Below are 15,861 nucleotides of genomic sequence, written 5' to 3' on the forward strand. Positions count from 1 at the left end.
CACGCTCCGCACGTACGTACGGCGCCGGCGACACACGCCCACGCCCAGAGCCGGGGAACGCACGGCCGGGCCCCGGCACACACGCCCGCGCACCGAACCCGGGGGACGCACTCCCGGGCACCGGCACGCACGGGAGCCGAGGGACGCACGCGCCTGGACACGGAACCGGGAACACACATCCGCGCACGGAACAGCGAGCGCACGCCCGCGCACGGAGCCGGAACCACGCCCATACGCACGCCGGAAGGGCGCACGCGGACCCTCTCAGGTCCACGCACGCCCTTGACCGTCGGAGCTACGGCGTCAGAGCTCGCTCGCCACCAGCTCGGCGATCTCCGCCGCGTTGAGGGCCGCGCCCTTGCGGAGGTTGTCGCCGCACACGAACAGGTCGAGCGTGTTGGGGAAGTCGAACGCCTGCCGGATCCGGCCCACGTAGGTGGGGTCGTTGCCGACCACGTCGAGCGGGGTCGGGTAGACCCCGTTGGCCGGGTCGTCCATGAGCACCACGCTCGGCGCCGCCTCCAGCACCCGGTGGGCGTCGGCGACCGTGATGTCGCGCTCGAAGCGGGCGTGGACGGCCAGCGAGTGCGTGGTCACCACGGGCACCCTGACGCAGGTCGCGGAGACCTTGAGGTCGGGGATGCCGAGGATCTTGCGCGACTCGTTGCGGAGCTTGATCTCCTCGGAGGCCCAGCCGCCGTCCTTGTACGAGCCCGCCCACGGCACCACGTTGAACGCGATGGGCGCCGGGAACGGCGAGTCGTCGGACAGCTTGTTGGCCAGGACCTTGCGCACGTCGCCGGCCGTCTGACCGACCGAGCGGTCGCCGGCCAGCGCCTCGACCTCGTCGTACAGCCGCGCCGAGCCGGCCACGCCGGCGCCCGACACCGCCTGGTAGGAGGCGACGACCAGCTCCTTGAGGCCGTACTCGGCGTGCAGCGCGCCCATGGCGGCCATCATCGACAGCGTGGTGCAGTTGGGCGTGGAGATGATGCCCCGGGGACGCTGACGCGCGTCCTGCGGGTTGACCTCGGGCACGACCAGCGGGACGTCCGGCTCCATGCGGAACGTGCCGGACTTGTCGATCGCGATCGCGCCGCGCCCGGCGGCGATCGGCACCCACTCGGCGGCGACCTCGTCAGGAACGTCGAAGATGGCGATGTCGATGCCTTCGAACACCTCAGGGGCGAGGGCCTGGACGACGACGTCCTCGCCGCGCACCTTCAGCGTCTTGCCCGCCGAACGCGGGGAGGCGACGAGACGGATCTCGCCCCAGATGTCGTCACGGGTGGACACGATGTCACGCATGACGGTGCCCACGGCGCCGGTGGCGCCGATCAGGGCGAGGTTGGGCCTGCTCATCGTCCGGTACCTCCATACACCACGGCTTCGACCTGGTCGGCGTCGAGATCGAAGGCGCGGTGGGCGGCCGCCACGGCCGCGTCCACGCCGTCCTGCCCGACGATGACAGAGATGCGGATCTCCGAGGTGGAGATCATCTCGATGTTGACCCCCGCGTCGGCGAGGGCGGCGAAGAACGTCGCGGTGACGCCGGGGTGCGAGCGCATGCCCGCGCCGATCAGCGACACCTTGCCGATCTGGTCGTCGAACAGCAGCGACTCGTAGGCGATGTCACCCTGGATCTTCTTCAGTGCCGTCAACGCCGTCGAGCTGTCGGCCGTGGGCAGCGTGAAGGAGATGTCGGTGCGGCCCGTCGCCGCGGCCGAGACGTTCTGCACGATCATGTCAATGTTGATCTCGGCGTCCGCCAGAGTTTTGAAGATCGCGGCAGCCTCTCCGACCTTGTCGGGCACCCCGACAACGGTGATCTTGGCCTCGCTCCGGTCGTGCGCGACGCCGGAGATGATCGGCTGCTCCATCTCGGTTCCTTCGGTGTAAGGGTCGGAGACGACCCACGTGCCTTCCTTGGTGCTGAACGAGCTGCGTACGTGGATCGGCAGGTCGAAACGGCGAGCGTACTCGACGCACCGCAGGTGGAGGATCTTGGCCCCGCAGGCCGCCATCTCCATCATCTCGTCGTACGAGATCTTGGGGATCTTGCGGGCCGCGGACACGATGCGCGGGTCGGCGGTGAAGATCCCGTCGACGTCGGTGTAGATCTCGCACACGTCGGCCTGCAGAGCCGCCGCGAGCGCCACCGCCGTGGTGTCGGAGCCGCCCCGGCCCAGCGTGGTGATGTCCTTGGTGTCCTGCGAGACGCCCTGGAACCCGGCCACGATCGCGATGTGGCCGCGGTCGAGCGCCTCGCGGATGCGGCTCGGCGTCACGTCGATGATGCGCGCCTTGCCGTGCGTGGAGTCGGTGATCACGCCCGCCTGCGAGCCCGTGAACGAGCGCGCCTCGTGGCCCAGGTTGGCGATCGCCATCGCCAGCAGGGCCATAGAGATGCGCTCGCCGGAGGTCAGCAGCATGTCGAGCTCGCGGCCCGGAGGCAGCGGCGACACCTGCTCGGCCAGGTCGAGCAGCTCGTCCGTCGTGTCGCCCATGGCTGAGACGATCACGACGACGTCGTTGCCGGCTTTTTTCGTCGCGACGATCCGCTGCGCGACCCGCTTGATGCAGGACGCGTCGGCGACGGACGAACCACCGTACTTTTGCACAACGAGCGCCACGAGAGTCTCCCGGATTGGACTGTGAGCTGCCAGTCTACTGGGGGGCTCTCATGCCACCGCTGGCCCGTACCACTATGTGGGACGGGCAGGGTCGATCCGTGGACAGGGTGGTCAGACCGCCGTGGTCTCCTCCGCGACGTCGAGACGCGAGTGGGCGGCCAGCGCCTGCAGGGCCCGCATCGCCGCGCCCGCGTGGTTGCCCCACGTGTTGAAGTAGGAGTACTGCCACCACCACAGCGCCTCGTGCGGCCGGCCCGCCTGGTAGTGCCGCAGCCCGTGGATGAGGTCGGCGGCCACCGCGGTCAGGTCGTCGGACAGCCGGTACGGCGTGACGTTCGTGTCCTTGTACGGGTCGAACACCTCGGCGTAGTCGTCGACCGCCCCGAGCCGCTCGGCCAGCGCGGTGCGCACGCCGTCGATGTCGGGGTCCTCACTCAGCGGAGGCTCGTTGTTGCCCGAGAGGATCACGTCCTCGTTCGCCCCGAGCTTGGCTCCCGCGAGACTCATCTGCGCGACCTCGACCAGCAGCAGCGACCAGATGGCGTCGCCGCCCTCGCCGCCCGCGACCCTGGTCAGGCCGTCCAGGTAGTTCTGTGCGTGCGCCGCGATCTCCTCGGCCAGCGCGCTCCACTGGTCAGACATCCAACAGCCTCCGTCCTTCGAACGCCCGGCCCAGCGTCACCTCGTCGGCGTACTCCAGGTCACCGCCCACGGGCAGGCCGCTGGCCAATCGTGTCACCTTCATGCCCATCGGCTTGACCAGCCGGGCGAGATAGGTCGCCGTCGCCTCGCCCTCGAGGTTGGGGTCGGTGGCGAGGATCAGCTCCGTGACCCGGCCGTCGGCCAGGCGTGTCATGAGCTCGCGGATGCGCAGGTCGTCGGGCCCGATGCCGTCGATCGGGCTGATCGCGCCGCCGAGCACGTGGTAGGTGCCGCGGAACTCGCGCGTCTTCTCGATCGCGACGACGTCCTTGGACTCCTCCACCACGCAGATCACATGGGTGTCGCGGCGCGGGTCGCGGCAGATCCGGCACTCCTCCTCGGAGGCCACGTTGCCGCACACCCGGCAGAACCGGGCCTTCTCCTTGACCTCCAGCAGGGCGTGCGCCAGCCGTTTGACGTCGGCCGGGTCGGCCGCCAGCAGGTGGAACGCGATGCGCTGCGCGCTCTTCGGCCCGACCCCCGGCAGCAGCCCGAGCTCGTCGATCAGGTTCTGGACGACACCTTCGTACATGGTCTAGAACCCTGGCAGCTGACCGAGACCGCCGCCGCCGAGGCCCTGCGCGAGCGGTCCGAGCTTCTCCTGCTGCAGGTCGGCCGCCGCCCGGACGGCGTCGCGGACGGCCGCGATCACCAGGTCGGCGATGGTGTCGGCGGTGTCCTGCGGGTCGCCGGCGTCGACGACACTCGGGTTGATCTTCAGTTCGAGCAGCTCTCCCGAGCCGTTGACGACCGCCGTGACGAGGCCCCCGCCGGCCGAGCCTTCGATCTGCGAGTCGTTGAGCTCCTGCTGGGCGCTCACGAGCTGCTGCTGCATGAGCTGGGCCTGCTCCAGCAGCTGCTGCAGGTTGACATCCCCTGGGTTCACCGTCTGCGCTCCTCGTGGCTCCGCGTTCTTGACTGCCACGAGCCTACGGCGTTTGGGGCCCGTCATGTACTGGGGGCTTACCAGTGTTTCACCTCAGGTCGTTCTGTTCGGCCGGGTCCCGGCCCCCCTCCAGTGTCCGAGACCCGGCCGGCACGCCGGCCGGAGCGGCCGCGCCGGGCCGGCGTTCGGTGCCCGACCGTAGACTCCTTCACGTTGCACACACGTTGCGATCGCCCCATCACTGTGCGCGATACGCCGAAGCACTTGCGCCGACCACCCCCGAGCACGGATGCTCGCCATACGGGTCGACTACTTGGAGTGGCCGATGAGTTACGCCGATCTCGATGCGTACTCCCGCCGCCTGCGCGCAGCCCACGACGACGCGCTGAGCGGAGCGGGCGGACCCGGCGGGCCCGACCCGGCGACACGTGGCACGGCGCCCGGCCACGCCGAGCCCGCCCCGGCGGCGCGCGGCACGGCACCGCGCCCCGGTGAGGCCGACCCGGCGGCGCGCGGCAGGTCGCCGCGCCCCGGTGAGGGCACGCGGTGGCTCATCACCACCTCGTGGCACCGCTCCGTCCAGGCCGGCGTGGACCCCGAGAACGGCCCCGCCCCCCTCAGCCTCGACCTGTCCCACCTCGGCGACGTGCGCGACGCCCACCCGCTGCGCCCCCTGCTGCCGCTGCTCACCGAGACGCTCGCGCGGATGGCCGACGAGTCCCGGCACATCGTGGTCGTCACCGACAGGGACGGCCGGGTGCTGTGGCGCGACGGCAACCTCGGCGTCATGCGCATCGCCGACCGCATCGGCCTGAGCGAGGGCCACGGCTGGTCCGAGGAGCGCATGGGCACCAACGGCATCGGCACCGCCCTCGCGGTCCTGCGCCCGGTGAACGTCTACTCCGCCGAGCACCTGCTGCGCCTGCTGCACGTCTGGTCGTGCAGCGCCGCCCCCATCGTCGATCCCGACTCGGGCGAGGTGCTGGGCTGCGTCGACGTCAGCGGCACCGCGCCCAGCCTGCACCCGGCCACCGCCGCCCTGGTCGGCGCCGTCGCCCGGCTCGCCGAGTCGCAGCTCGCCCTGCGCATGTACGAACGCGACGAGCGCCTCCTGCGCCGCTACGAGGAGCTGCGCGGCAGACCCGGGATCCTGCTGTCGGCCACCGGCCGCGTCATCGCCGGCGACCCGGGCGGCGCCCTCGGCCCCCGCGTGCGGCTCCCGGCCGACGGCGACCGCCTGCTGCTGCGCGACGGGAGAACGGTGGCGCTGGAGCCGTTCTGCGACGGCTACCTGGTGCGCGCCACGACCACGACCGCGACGGCGCCCACGACGACGACCGCCACGATCGTGCCGCCCGCTCTCCGTCTCTGCTTCCTCGGCGAGGGCGTCCCCACGGCCGCCGTCGGCGAGCGCCGCCTGCCGCTCTCCCTGCGCCACGCCGAGATCCTCGCCCTGCTCGCGCTCCATCCCCGCGGTCTCAGCGCCGAGCAGCTCTCCTTCCACCTGTACGGCGACGCCGGCAACCCGGTCACCATCAGGGCCGAGATCCACCGGCTGCGCGCCCAGCTCCGGGGCACCATCGGCGCCAAGCCGTACCGGCTGACCTCCCCCGTGGAGGCCGACTTCCTGGAACTGAGACGCCTGCTGGCGGCCAACGCGCCCGCCGCGCTGGCCCGTACGTACAAGGGCCCGCTGCTGCCGCGTTCGGAGTCACCGGAGATCCGGCGCGAACGCGACGAGCTGGAGGTCCAGGTACGCGCCTGCCTTCTGCTGCACGGCTCGCCCGACGACCTGTGGACGTACGCGCAGACCGCCAACGGGCGCGACGACCTGCAGATCCTCGAACGGCTCGCAGAGTCCTTACCCTTCGCCGACCACCGCGCCGCCGCCGCCCGAGCCCGCCTCTACACCTGCTGACCCACCATGCTCCGCCCGCCCCACCTGTACCCCTGGCAGATCTACGCGCCCACCTCTATGTCTGCGGCGTCTTCTCACCTGTGCACGGCCGCCCTCTCCGCGTCCCGCGGCTCCTTCTGGGCCTGCCGCCCCTCCAGCAGCCACACCGCCGACAAGGCCGCGCGTTCACCGTGAGGCGACCTCTCCTTTGCCCGCGCAGCTCCCACCGGCGCATCCGCACGGTTCGCGGCGGCACCATGTGAGCACACCCCCACGCCCGCTCCTGGCACCTGGAGGCGACCGTCGCGACGTGGGCACACCCCAGGGCCCGCCACTGCCTGCCCACGGACCATCGCGAGCGCACGGTCGCGAGTGCATGGTCGAGAGCGCACGGTCGAGAGCGCACGGTCGAGAGCGCACGGTCGCCAATGCACGGTCGCGAGAACGCGCGAACAGCCGTCACCCGGCACCGCTCACCGCAACCGCGCTCGCCGTCAGTCCGTCACCGCCGTCACGGCGAGGCCGTTTCGCCGACCGCCGCGACCGGCCGGGGCGACGGTCAGGTGTGGTCGATCTCGCCGATGACCGTGGCGCCGAGCTCCCGCTGGAGCAGGGCCATGCCCGACAGTTCGTCCACGTCGGCGTTGGCGTCGTTCAGCGGGTCGACGTCGTCGGACTCGGACACCTTGCCGCGGCCCGGCACCTTCTCCGGCCACGCTGAAGCCGGGCGCGCCCCCGGGGCCCGGGGACCCGCCTGCGCCGCCGCTCTGGCCGCGGAACGCGCGGCGGCCAGGCCGGACCCGACCGCGCCGCCACCCGCCGTGCCGTTGGCAGCCGCCCCAGGGCCGGCCGTGCCACCGCTCGCCAGGCCGGCCCCCGCCAGTGCGCCGCCCTGCTGCCCCGCCTCGGCGCCCCACGCCCCGCCGCTCCTGACGGGACTGGTGTCGGTGGGATCGGGAGTGGGCGCCGAGCCCATGCCGGGGTCGTCCGGAGCCTCGGGCCACGACTCGTCGGTCGTCTGCCTGCCGGGCCCGCCGGACGCCTGACCACGGCCGCCCTGCTGCGCCTGGCCGTTCGCGAGTCCGGAATCGCCGGCCGGGCCACCCTGGTGACCGGGGCCACCTGGCGAGGCCGGAGGAGCTCCCGGTGCGCCGGGGTCGCCGGACTCCTGGGCGCCGGCGCCGTCGTGGGACGAGGCGTGCGAGCCCGTACGGCCGGACTGCGCGTGCGAGGCCGGACCGCCGGGCGCGTGGGACGCCGGAGCGGCGGGCTGCTGCGGAACCGGCTGCGACTGGGGCCGGGCCGGGCCGGGCGGCGGACCGCCGGCCGGGCCACGCGACCCGCCCGCGACCGGGGAACCGCCGACGACCGCCTCCACCCGCCACGTGCTGCCGAGGACGTCACCCAGCGCGGCGGCCACGACGGAGTCCTTGCCGCCGCCGGTGAAGTTCTTCATGGCGCCGACCTGGCTGAAGCCGAGCGTGACGAGGTTGCCCTCGACGCCGACGACCTGGGCGTTGGTGCTGACGTTGGCCCAGACGACGATGCTGCGCTGCTTGAGCGCCGCGAGCACGGCGGGCCACTGCTGCTGGAGCATGGCGAGCCCCGAGCCGCCACCGGCGCCCGGCTGCCCCGCCGGGGCGTGGCCGCCCGTCTGACCGGCCGGATCGGCTCCCGCCGTCGCGCCCTGGACCTGGCCGGGGGCGCCGGGTTGTCCCTGTGCCGGGGGCTGCTGCGCGGGAGCGCTGGGGCGCACGGTCTCGGGCCAGCCGTCGTCCTCCTGCGCGGCACCGGACCCACCGGCGGCGACACCGCCCGCCACCGCGCCGCCCTGACCGCTCCCGGAAGCCGGGTGGCCGCCCGCGACAGCGCCGCCCTGACCGCTCCCTGCACCCGCGTGGCCGGGAGCGGCGGCCGCGTGGCCGTCTCCCGTGGGACGGCCCGCGACGGCCGCGCCCTCCGAGGCGGGTCCTCCCGCGCCCGGCGCGTCACCGGCCGGGCCGGCGTGGGCGGCGGGCACCGCGGGAGCCGTGCCGGCGCCGGGAACGGCCGGGGCCCCAGGACTGAACGGACCGCCCTGTGCGGCCGCACCCGGGACTCCACCGTGTCCAGCCGCGCCGGGTCCGGCCGTGCCCGGGATTCCCCCCTGGCCGGGCGTACCCATGGCTGCGCCCGGGACCGGCGCGCCCGAGCGGGCCGCCATCGCGGCGAGCGTGCCACCGCGCTCCAGGCGTTCGAGACGCGCGAGCAGCGCCTCCTCGCCCTGCGCGGCGCCGGGGAGCAGGACCCGCGCGCACATCAGCTCCAGCAGCAGCCGGGGCGAGGTCGCGCCGCGCATCTCCGTCAGCCCGGCGTTGAACACCTCGGCGGCCCGCGTCAGCTCGGCGGGCCCCATCGAGCCGGCCTGCTGGACCAGGCGCTCCAGCTCGTCGGCCGGGCGGTCGAGCAGGCCGCTGGACGCCGCCTCGGGGACGTTGGCCAGGATGACCAGGTCGCGGAAACGCTCCAGCAGGTCGGCGGCGAAGCGGCGCGGGTCGTGGCCGCCCTCGATGACCCGGTTGACCGTGTGGAAGACCCGGGCGCCGTCACGGGCGGCGAAGGCGTTGACGATCTCGTCGAGCAGGTCGCCGTCGGTGTAGCCGAGCAGGGAGACGGCCTTGGCGTACGTGATGCCGTCGTCGTCGGCGCCCGCGAGGAGCTGGTCGAGGATCGACAGCGAGTCGCGCGCCGACCCGGCGCCGGCCCGCACGACCAGCGGCAGGGCGTTCGGCTCGAAGGGGACGCTCTCGGAGGAGAGGATCTCCTCCAGCAGCGCGCGCAGCGTCGCCGGGGGCATCAGGCGGAACGGGTAGTGATGGGTGCGCGACTTGATGGTCCCGATGACCTTCTCGGGCTCCGTCGTCGCGAAGATGAACTTCAGGTGCGGCGGGGGCTCCTCGACGAGTTTGAGCAGCGCGTTGAAACCCTCGCGGGTCACCATGTGCGCCTCGTCGATGATGTAGATCTTGAAGCGGGCGGAGACCGGGGCGAAGAAGGCGCGCTCGCGCAGGTCGCGCGCGTCGTCGACGCCGCCGTGGGACGCCGCGTCGATCTCGATGACGTCGAGGTGACCGGGGCCGGTGGGGGCCAGGGCGACGCAGGAGTCGCAGACGCCGCAGGGGTCGGGCGTGGGGCCCTTCTCGCAGTTGAGGGAACGGGCCAGGATGCGCGCGCTGGACGTCTTGCCGCATCCGCGCGGACCGCTGAACAGGTAAGCGTGGTTGATGCGCCCCGTGCGCAGCGCCTGGCGCAGCGGATCGGTGACGTGCTCCTGTCCCTTGACCTCGGCGAAGGTCCCGGGTCGGTACTTGCGATAAAGCGCAAGGCTCATGCGACCATCCCGCCTGCGAGGGGCCCAAACGAAGAGAACCCCTCGCACACCCGCCAGAGCCCGCTTATCCTTGCTGCCTTCCGGCCCTGGGGAGGTTCACAGGATGACGCCGCGCGAGGGGTCCTTGGACAGTCTAGCGGGATACGGCAGTGCTCGCTGCAGCGAAATCCGCCTCGAAATTCGTGGTCTCCGCACCGCCGGAAGTCCGGTAAGCTCATCGGCGGAGGATTCGCCTAGTGGCCGAGGGCGCACGCTTGGAAAGCGTGTATAGGGCAACCTATCGGGGGTTCAAATCCCCCATCCTCCGCCAGCTCAGAGGGGTCATGCCGTGATCAACGGCATGACCCCTCTTGCTTTTCGGGTCCCAACCTGGCTCTTCGCCCCCTCACCTGCCCGCCTCCTGAGGATCGGGTCTCCCGCGCGCTGCATCCCGGATCACGCGCCCCCCTTCCTGATCCCCCGCGAGGACTACAAGAATCCGGGCGGCGCCTGCCGCATGTGGCGCTGGGACAGCATGTGGCGCCGGGTCAGGAGGACCACCGACGGCGATCCGGAGGACGGCGACCCTCTGACGCGCAGGATCGTGCACGCCCGCGACGCCGAGCCCCACGAGGCCGCCCGGGTGCTCTGTCCGAAGAGGCCCGGCCGGGCTGATCAGCGCGGCCGGGGCGGCGGGACCGGTTCCGTGAGTGCCGCGGACATCCAGTCGGCGGCGGCTGCCAGCCAGTCGGGGCGGGCGTTGCCGAGCAGGTGGTCGCCGTGCGGGATGCGCACGTACTGCCCCTGTCCTGCCAGGCGGGCCAGCGGCTCGCCGTCGGTCACACCGGGGATGACGTCCTGGCCGCCGTCCACCACCAGCAGCGGGCAGGTGATCCGCGGGGCGAGGGCGCACAGGTCCACCTGGCCGGCGAAGCGGCGGGCGGCCTCCTCTCCGCCGGCGCGCCGGCTGAGGAGGTCCCGTACGGGGTGGGGCAGGGCGTCCCAGTGCAGGCGGAAGGGGCCGCTGACGGTGACGGCGGCGGCGACGCGGGGTTCGCGGGCGGCGCTTTCCGCGACGTAGTAGCCGCCGAGGCTGAGCCCGACGAGTCCCACCTCCTCCGTGCCCAGCGCGTCGACGACCTGGCCGATGACCTGGTGGTAGTCGGCGCGGACGGTGGTGGTGGCCGCGCGCACGCCCTGTCCCGGCCCGTCCATGGCGAACACGGCCATGCCCCGGCGCAGCAAGGCGTCGATCACGTCGTGGAACTCCTCCTTGCCGGAGTCCAGGCCCGGGACCACCACGGTGGCCGGGGCGTCGGCCGGGCCGCGCAGCCAGCCGGCGAAGTCCGTTCCCTCGATCCGGCGCGCCTCCGGCTCCAGCAGGTCCAGCGCGCGGCCCATGGCGGTGTCCGCCTCGGCTGCGGCGAGTGCGCCCTGGGGATTCGGTCCCAGGGTGGCGACGTGGAACCAGCGTGCCGCCGCCCGGAAGTGCTCGCCTGCCGAGATCGCGCCGGCCGCCCGCTCGGCGCGCGCCAGATGTCCGCGGGCGGCGCGCATGAAGGCCGCGCCCCACGAGGCCAGATCGCTCCGGTCGGCCAGTTCGCCGGTGACGCGCAGGTACTCGTGCGGGTCCAGTCCGGCTCCGGTCGCGCGCGACAGGTTCGCGGCGGCGAAGTCCGCGACGCTCATCAACGTCTCTTCCGCGACGCTCATCGGCGTCTCTTCCGGGGCGCCCATCGGCGTTCCTTCCGGGGTGCTCATCGACGTTCCTTCCCGGGTGCTCATCGGGCGGCTCCGATCGTCAGGACGGCCTTGCCTCGGATGCGGCGTTCCCGCAGATCGAGCAGGATCTCGGCCGTGCGGCTCCAGTCAGCGGTACGGCCGATCTCCGGGTGCAGCCGGCCGGCGGCCACCAGGCGGACCAGGGTGGCCAGGTCGGGGCCGTACGGTGCGCCCGCGTAGTGGAAGTGCCGGATCACGCAGTTCTCCGGCCCGGCCAGCAGGTCGAAGAAGTTCACCGTCATCGGCGTACGACTGGCCTGGCCGAACCAGACCAGCGTGCCCCCGGGGACGAGCCTGGCCAGCGCGGTCGCCGGCGCGCCGCCGCCGGTGGACTCCAGCACCACGTCGAACGGGCCGTCCGCCTCCCCCACGTCGTGCACGATCGCGGCGGCGCCCAGCTCGCGCAGGCGCGTGCCGCGCTCCGCCGTGGCGGTCACGGCGGTCACCTCGGCCCCGGCCGCCGCGGCGATCTCCGTCACGTAGTGCCCCACTCCGCCGGAGGCGCCGGTCAGCAGCACCCGTCTGCCCGTCACGGCGCCCGCCGCGCGGAGCAGCCGGAGCGCGGTGATCCCGGCCAGCGGCAGGGCGGCGGCCTGGACGGTGGTGATCTCGTCGGGCAGGACGGCGAGCGAGTGGGCGGGCACGGCCGCGTACTCGGCCCAGCCGCCCGCCGGCGGATGGCCCACCACCCGGGCGCCGGCCGGCGGCCCCGAGCCGTCCGCGGCGGCCTGCACGACCAGGCCCGCGACGTCCTTCCCCGGCTTCAGGCCGGGTGCCGGCGCTTCCAGCAGGAACGTCTCCCCGCGGTTGGGTGAGAACGCCTCGACCTTGACCACCGCCTCGTCCCGGCCGGGCTCGGGCTGGGTGTCCTCGGCGAAGTCCACCGGTCGCGTCGCGTCTCCGGTAGGGATCAATCTGCGCATGCGGCAATGGAAACGGCATCCGGGTCACGCGATCCAACAACGGATGCGACAGGCCGACAACCATCGGTTGTCGGCGGTGGTGGGAGGCGGCCGCGGGCGGGTCGCCTAAGGTGACGGGCGTGGACCTGGACCTGGCGCAGGTGCGCGCGTTCGTGCTGGCGGCCGAAGAGCTGCACTTCGGCCGTGCGGCCGAGGAACTGTCGATCTCCCAGCAGGCGCTGTCCAAGCGGATCGCCCGCCTGGAGTCCACGCTGGGCAGGCGCCTGCTCGACCGCGGCGGCCAGGGGGTGCGGCTCACCGAGGCAGGGCGGCGTTTCCTGGAGCCCGCGCGGCAGGCGCTGGCCGCCGCGGACATGGCGGTGGCGGCGGTCACGGACGCGCGCCGTCCGCTGCGGATCGACGTGTGGGGCCACCTGTACGCGCCCATGCGCACGCTGGCGCAGGTGACGGCCCCCGGACCGCGGCTGGAGCTCGGGCACGGCCGTGACCTGCCCTCGGTGATCGCCGCGCTCGTCCACGGCGACATCGACGCCGCCTTCGGCCGCGTCCACGAGCCGCTGCACCCCGGGCTGACGCATCGCCTGGTACGGCTGGAGCCGGTGGACGTGGTCCTCAGCGCGGACCACCCGCTGGCGCACATGCCGGCGATCCGGCCGTCACGGTTGCGCGACAGCGTGCTGTGGGCTCCGGGGCCGCTGCACCGGCTGGACTTCCTGCACCGGTTCGCGGAGTCCTTCGGCATCCGTGACCGCGCCGAGGGCACGAATCTGGGCCTGGACCACTTCCTGGCCGACCTGGCCGCCGATCCGCGCCGCTTCGGCCTGCTGCCCGCGGACGTGCCGCTCCCGGCGCGCCCGGCGATCCGTTCGATCCCCCTGGTCGACCCCACGCCCCTGTACGCCTGGTCACTGCTGTGGCGCGGCGACGGAGGTCATCCGATGCTGGACGCCCTGGTCAGCGCGTTCGCGGCCGAGGCCGAGCGCAATCGGTGGCTGGAGTACGACCCCGTCCGCGACTGGCTGCCCGAACGCGACCAGGGTTTTGCATCAAGTGATGCATAACCGCTAGCGTGGCCTCCATGGCACGACCGCGGACCTTCGACGAGGACCGGGTGCTCGACCAGGCGATGCGGGCCTTCTGGCTGCACGGCTACGAGGGCACCTCCACGCGTGACCTGTGCGAGGCCACCGGCCTCGACCGCAGCAGCGTCTACAACGCGTTCACCAGCAAGCACGAGCTGTTCCGGCGGGCGCTGATCCGCTACACCGAGTCCACGACGGCCGCCCAGACGGCGATCCTGGAGGACGGCGACCGGCCCGCCGTCGAGCGGATCCGGGCGCTGTTCGCCCGCATCATCGACGACGAGTTCACGTCCCGGGGCGACGCGCCCAGCATCGGATGCCTGGGCGTGAACACGACCGTGGAGTTCGGCGGGCGCGACCCCGAGATAGCCCTGCTGCTCGAACAGGACGCGGCGCGCCGCCTGGAGACGCTGCGCGCGGCCGTCGAGGAGGGGCGCCGCGACGGCGACGTCCGCTCGTCGCGCGACGCGGCCTCGCTGGCCCGCTATCTCAACGCCGTGACGGCCGGCATCCGCGTCGCCGCCCAGGGCGGGGCCGACCGCGCCACGCTGACGTCCATCGCCGAGACGGCGCTGGACGCCCTCACCGCCTCCTGAACCCCGGCCCTCCCGCCGGGGCCACGACCGTGCCCGCATTCTGCATCGATCGGTGCAAAACTTGAGGAGCATCGCTTGCCCAGATCCGTGTACGTCCTGGCCTTCGGCATCTTCGCCATGGTCACCAGCGAGTTCGCCGTCGCCGGGCTGATGCCCCAGATGGCCCGCGGGCTCGGCGCCACCGTTCCGCAGATCGGATACCTCATCACCGCCTTCGCGGCGGCCATGGCCCTCGGCGGTCCGTTCATGACCGTGGCCCTGTCGCGGCTGCGCCCACGGGACGCCCTGATGACGCTGTTCGCCGTCTTCCTGGCCGGCAACGTGCTCGCGGCCGCGGCCCCGTCCTACCCGGTCATGATGACGGCGCGGATCATCACCGGCGTCGCCTCCCAGGCGTTCTTCGGCGTGACGGTCTCGCTGGCGGTGCGGCTCGCCCGGCCCGAGGTGCGCGGCCGGGCCATCGCCGTGGTGATGAACGGGCTGATGGTCGGCACCCTGCTCGGCCTGCCGTTGTCCACGATGATCGGCGAGCGGTTCGGCTGGCGGGCGGCCTTCTGGGCGGTCGGCGTGCTCACCCTGGTCGCCGCGCCGGCCACCCTCTGGGGCGTCCCGCCCGTCGGACGCGCCGACGGCGACGGCGCCGAGGGAGGGGGCCTGCGCGGACAGCTCGCCGTGTTCCGCGGTGGACGCCTGCTGCCGGCGTTCCTCACCAGCACGCTGATCATCGGTGCGACGTTCTCCGCGTTCAGCTACCTCAATCCGATCCTCACCGGCCTGGCCGGGTTCGCGACCGGGACCGTCCCGTACCTGCTGGTCGCCTACGGCGCCGCGACGGTCGCCGGCAACCACGTCGTGGGCCGCCTCGCCGACCGGCACACGATCGCGGTGCTGGTGGGCGGCCTGGCCCTGAACGCGGCGTTCCTGGCGGGCTTCGCGCTACTGGCCCACGTGAACGTGGCGGCGGTGGCGTTCATGCTGGGCGTCGGCCTGGTCGGCGTCACCATGAACCCGGCCATGGTCACCCGCGTCCAGCGCGCCGGCAACGCGGGCCCGCTCGTGAACACGGTCCACTCGTCGTTCATCACGCTGGGCGTGATGGTGGGCTCGTCGGGCGGCGGGCTGGCCATCGACGCGTACGGACTGCGGGCGCCGCTGTGGCTCGGCGCGGCGCTGGCCGTACTGGGGCTGCTCACGCTGCTTCCGGAACGCGGCCGGAGCCGGGCCGCCGCGACCGAGCCCGGCACGGCGAAGGCATCCGTCCCCCCGGCCTGACACCGCTCACCCCGTCGGTCCGCACCGCTCGTCCCGCCGAGCCTGGCGCCGGGGCCGCCCGGGCGTCAGGCCGCCAGCAGGGCCTTGGAACGGTCGGTGGCCAGGCGGATGGCGATGCCGCCGAGGACGGCGCCCATGAAGTACCGCTGCACGCGCAGCCACACAGGACGGCGGGCCAGGAAGGCGGCCAGGCTGCCGGCGCTGATCGCGATGATCCCGTTGACCAGCGTGCCGATGGCGATCTGGACCGAGCCGAGCGCCAGACTCTGGACCAGCACGTGCCCCATCTGCTGGTCGATGAACTGCGGCAGCAGCGACAGGTACAGGATGGCGATCTTGGGGTTGAGCAGGCAGGTGAACAGGCCCATGGCGAACAGCTTGCGCGGCGGTTCCACGGACAGCTCGCGCGGCTCGAAGGCGGAGGTGCCGCCGGGCTTGACGGCGTTCCAGGCCAGCCACAGCAGGTACGCGGCCCCGGCCAGCTTGAGCGCGGTGTACGCGGCGGGCACGTACGCGAAGATCGCGGTCAGGCCCAGGCAGGTGGCGGCCAGGTAGATGGTGAAGCCCAGCGCGACGCCGGTGAGCGAGATCAGCCCCGCCCGCCGGCCCTGGGTGATGGAGCGGGACACGAGGTAGATCATGTTCGGCCCGGGCGTGAGAACCATGCCGAGGGAAACGAGCGCGATCCCGATCAAGCCAGCGGTCATTGCCGAAGAATATCGGACATAACCGAAAATCT

At 72.9% G+C, this 15,861-nt stretch carries 13 protein-coding genes, 1 tRNA gene and 1 other RNA gene; 5 read left to right on the forward strand and 10 right to left on the reverse strand.

The genetic code is table 11. The features are described 5' to 3' along the window. Window positions 1–303: 303 nt before the first annotated feature. From HTZ77_RS15005 to HTZ77_RS15025, 5 genes are all read right to left on the reverse strand, one after another. Window positions 304–1,362: an aspartate-semialdehyde dehydrogenase gene (locus HTZ77_RS15005; RefSeq protein ID WP_175590158.1), complete on the reverse strand. Its 1,059-nt coding sequence runs from the start codon at window positions 1,360–1,362 to the stop codon at window positions 304–306. Beyond that, window positions 1,359–2,633, reverse strand: a complete 1,275-nt coding sequence (locus HTZ77_RS15010) for an aspartate kinase (RefSeq protein WP_175590159.1) — start codon at window positions 2,631–2,633, stop codon at window positions 1,359–1,361. Before HTZ77_RS15010 ends, HTZ77_RS15005 begins: the two co-directional genes overlap by 4 nt. A 111-nt stretch (window positions 2,634–2,744) precedes the next feature. After that, entirely contained in the window at window positions 2,745–3,275 is a 531-nt protein-coding gene (locus HTZ77_RS15015) for a DUF5063 domain-containing protein (protein WP_175590160.1), read from the reverse strand. Further along, window positions 3,268–3,867 (reverse strand): recombination mediator RecR, encoded by a 600-nt coding sequence (gene recR, locus HTZ77_RS15020; RefSeq protein ID WP_175590161.1) that lies wholly within the window; start codon window positions 3,865–3,867, stop codon window positions 3,268–3,270. The genes HTZ77_RS15015 and recR overlap by 8 nt, the downstream gene beginning before the upstream one ends. A gap of 3 nt (window positions 3,868–3,870) precedes the next feature. Further along, window positions 3,871–4,221: a YbaB/EbfC family nucleoid-associated protein gene (locus HTZ77_RS15025; RefSeq protein ID WP_175590162.1), complete on the reverse strand. Its 351-nt coding sequence runs from the start codon at window positions 4,219–4,221 to the stop codon at window positions 3,871–3,873. A 325-nt stretch (window positions 4,222–4,546) separates the two neighbouring features. Here HTZ77_RS15025 and HTZ77_RS15030 point away from each other — a divergent pair, with 325 nt between their 5' ends. Continuing rightward, the gene (locus tag HTZ77_RS15030; protein ID WP_175590163.1) at window positions 4,547–6,139 is read left to right on the forward strand and encodes a helix-turn-helix domain-containing protein; all 1,593 of its coding nucleotides are present in this window, start codon (window positions 4,547–4,549) and stop codon (window positions 6,137–6,139) included. Window positions 6,140–6,677: 538 nt separating this feature from the next. On the opposite strand, the gene HTZ77_RS15035 is transcribed toward HTZ77_RS15030, so the two are convergent. Both HTZ77_RS15035 and ffs read right to left on the reverse strand, forming a co-directional pair. Then, entirely contained in the window at window positions 6,678–9,488 is a 2,811-nt protein-coding gene (locus tag HTZ77_RS15035; protein WP_175590164.1) for a DNA polymerase III subunit gamma and tau, read from the reverse strand. A 30-nt stretch (window positions 9,489–9,518) separates the two neighbouring features. Then, window positions 9,519–9,614: signal recognition particle sRNA small type (gene ffs / locus HTZ77_RS15040), an RNA gene on the reverse strand. Between the two features lie 96 nt (window positions 9,615–9,710). On the opposite strand from ffs, the gene HTZ77_RS15045 reads away from it, so the two are divergent. Further along, window positions 9,711–9,798: transfer RNA gene (locus tag HTZ77_RS15045), tRNA-Ser, on the forward strand. A 344-nt stretch (window positions 9,799–10,142) separates the two neighbouring features. Here the strand turns inward: HTZ77_RS15045 and HTZ77_RS15050 are convergent. Then, on the reverse strand, window positions 10,143–11,228 hold the full coding sequence (locus HTZ77_RS15050) for an alpha/beta hydrolase family protein (RefSeq protein WP_235994671.1): 1,086 nt from the start codon (window positions 11,226–11,228) through the stop codon (window positions 10,143–10,145). 20 nt (window positions 11,229–11,248) lie between these two features. Next, window positions 11,249–12,172 carry a zinc-binding dehydrogenase gene (locus HTZ77_RS15055; RefSeq protein ID WP_175590165.1) on the reverse strand — a complete coding sequence of 308 codons (924 nt, stop codon included), beginning with the start codon at window positions 12,170–12,172 and terminating at the stop codon, window positions 11,249–11,251. A gap of 119 nt (window positions 12,173–12,291) precedes the next feature. On the opposite strand from HTZ77_RS15055, the gene HTZ77_RS15060 reads away from it, so the two are divergent. The 3 genes from HTZ77_RS15060 (at window position 12,292) to HTZ77_RS15070 (ending at window position 15,122) form a co-directional block, all read left to right on the forward strand. Continuing rightward, window positions 12,292–13,233: a LysR family transcriptional regulator gene (locus tag HTZ77_RS15060; protein WP_175590166.1), complete on the forward strand. Its 942-nt coding sequence runs from the start codon at window positions 12,292–12,294 to the stop codon at window positions 13,231–13,233. Between the two features lie 17 nt (window positions 13,234–13,250). Next, window positions 13,251–13,850, forward strand: coding sequence for a TetR/AcrR family transcriptional regulator (locus HTZ77_RS15065; RefSeq protein WP_175590167.1), 600 nt, complete (start codon window positions 13,251–13,253; stop codon window positions 13,848–13,850). Between the two features lie 75 nt (window positions 13,851–13,925). Continuing rightward, window positions 13,926–15,122, forward strand: a complete 1,197-nt coding sequence (locus HTZ77_RS15070) for an MFS transporter (protein ID WP_175590168.1) — start codon at window positions 13,926–13,928, stop codon at window positions 15,120–15,122. 65 nt (window positions 15,123–15,187) lie between these two features. Here the strand turns inward: HTZ77_RS15070 and HTZ77_RS15075 are convergent, their stop codons facing one another. Continuing rightward, window positions 15,188–15,829, reverse strand: coding sequence for a LysE family translocator (locus tag HTZ77_RS15075; protein WP_175590169.1), 642 nt, complete (start codon window positions 15,827–15,829; stop codon window positions 15,188–15,190). Window positions 15,830–15,861 lie beyond the last annotated feature (32 nt).

Origin of the sequence: Nonomuraea montanisoli (genome assembly GCF_013363975.1) — a bacterium.
GTDB lineage: Bacteria > Actinomycetota > Actinomycetes > Streptosporangiales > Streptosporangiaceae > Nonomuraea > Nonomuraea montanisoli.

What these genes read in the sequence shown, in the direction of transcription:
- HTZ77_RS15005 (WP_175590158.1), bottom strand. Translation starts at nt 1,362, where the DNA reads ATGAGCAGGCCCAACCTCGCCCTGATCGGCGCCACCGGCGCCGTGGGC.
- HTZ77_RS15015 (WP_175590160.1), bottom strand. Translation starts at nt 3,275, where the DNA reads ATGTCTGACCAGTGGAGCGCGCTGGCCGAGGAGATCGCGGCGCACGCA.
- recR (WP_175590161.1), bottom strand. Translation starts at nt 3,867, where the DNA reads ATGTACGAAGGTGTCGTCCAGAACCTGATCGACGAGCTCGGGCTGCTG.
- HTZ77_RS15030 (WP_175590163.1), top strand. Translation starts at nt 4,547, where the DNA reads ATGAGTTACGCCGATCTCGATGCGTACTCCCGCCGCCTGCGCGCAGCC.
- HTZ77_RS15035 (WP_175590164.1), bottom strand. Translation starts at nt 9,488, where the DNA reads ATGAGCCTTGCGCTTTATCGCAAGTACCGACCCGGGACCTTCGCCGAG.
- HTZ77_RS15050 (WP_235994671.1), bottom strand. Translation starts at nt 11,228, where the DNA reads ATGAGCACCCCGGAAGGAACGCCGATGGGCGCCCCGGAAGAGACGCCG.
- HTZ77_RS15055 (WP_175590165.1), bottom strand. Translation starts at nt 12,172, where the DNA reads ATGCGCAGATTGATCCCTACCGGAGACGCGACGCGACCGGTGGACTTC.
- HTZ77_RS15065 (WP_175590167.1), top strand. Translation starts at nt 13,251, where the DNA reads ATGGCACGACCGCGGACCTTCGACGAGGACCGGGTGCTCGACCAGGCG.
- HTZ77_RS15075 (WP_175590169.1), bottom strand. Translation starts at nt 15,829, where the DNA reads ATGACCGCTGGCTTGATCGGGATCGCGCTCGTTTCCCTCGGCATGGTT.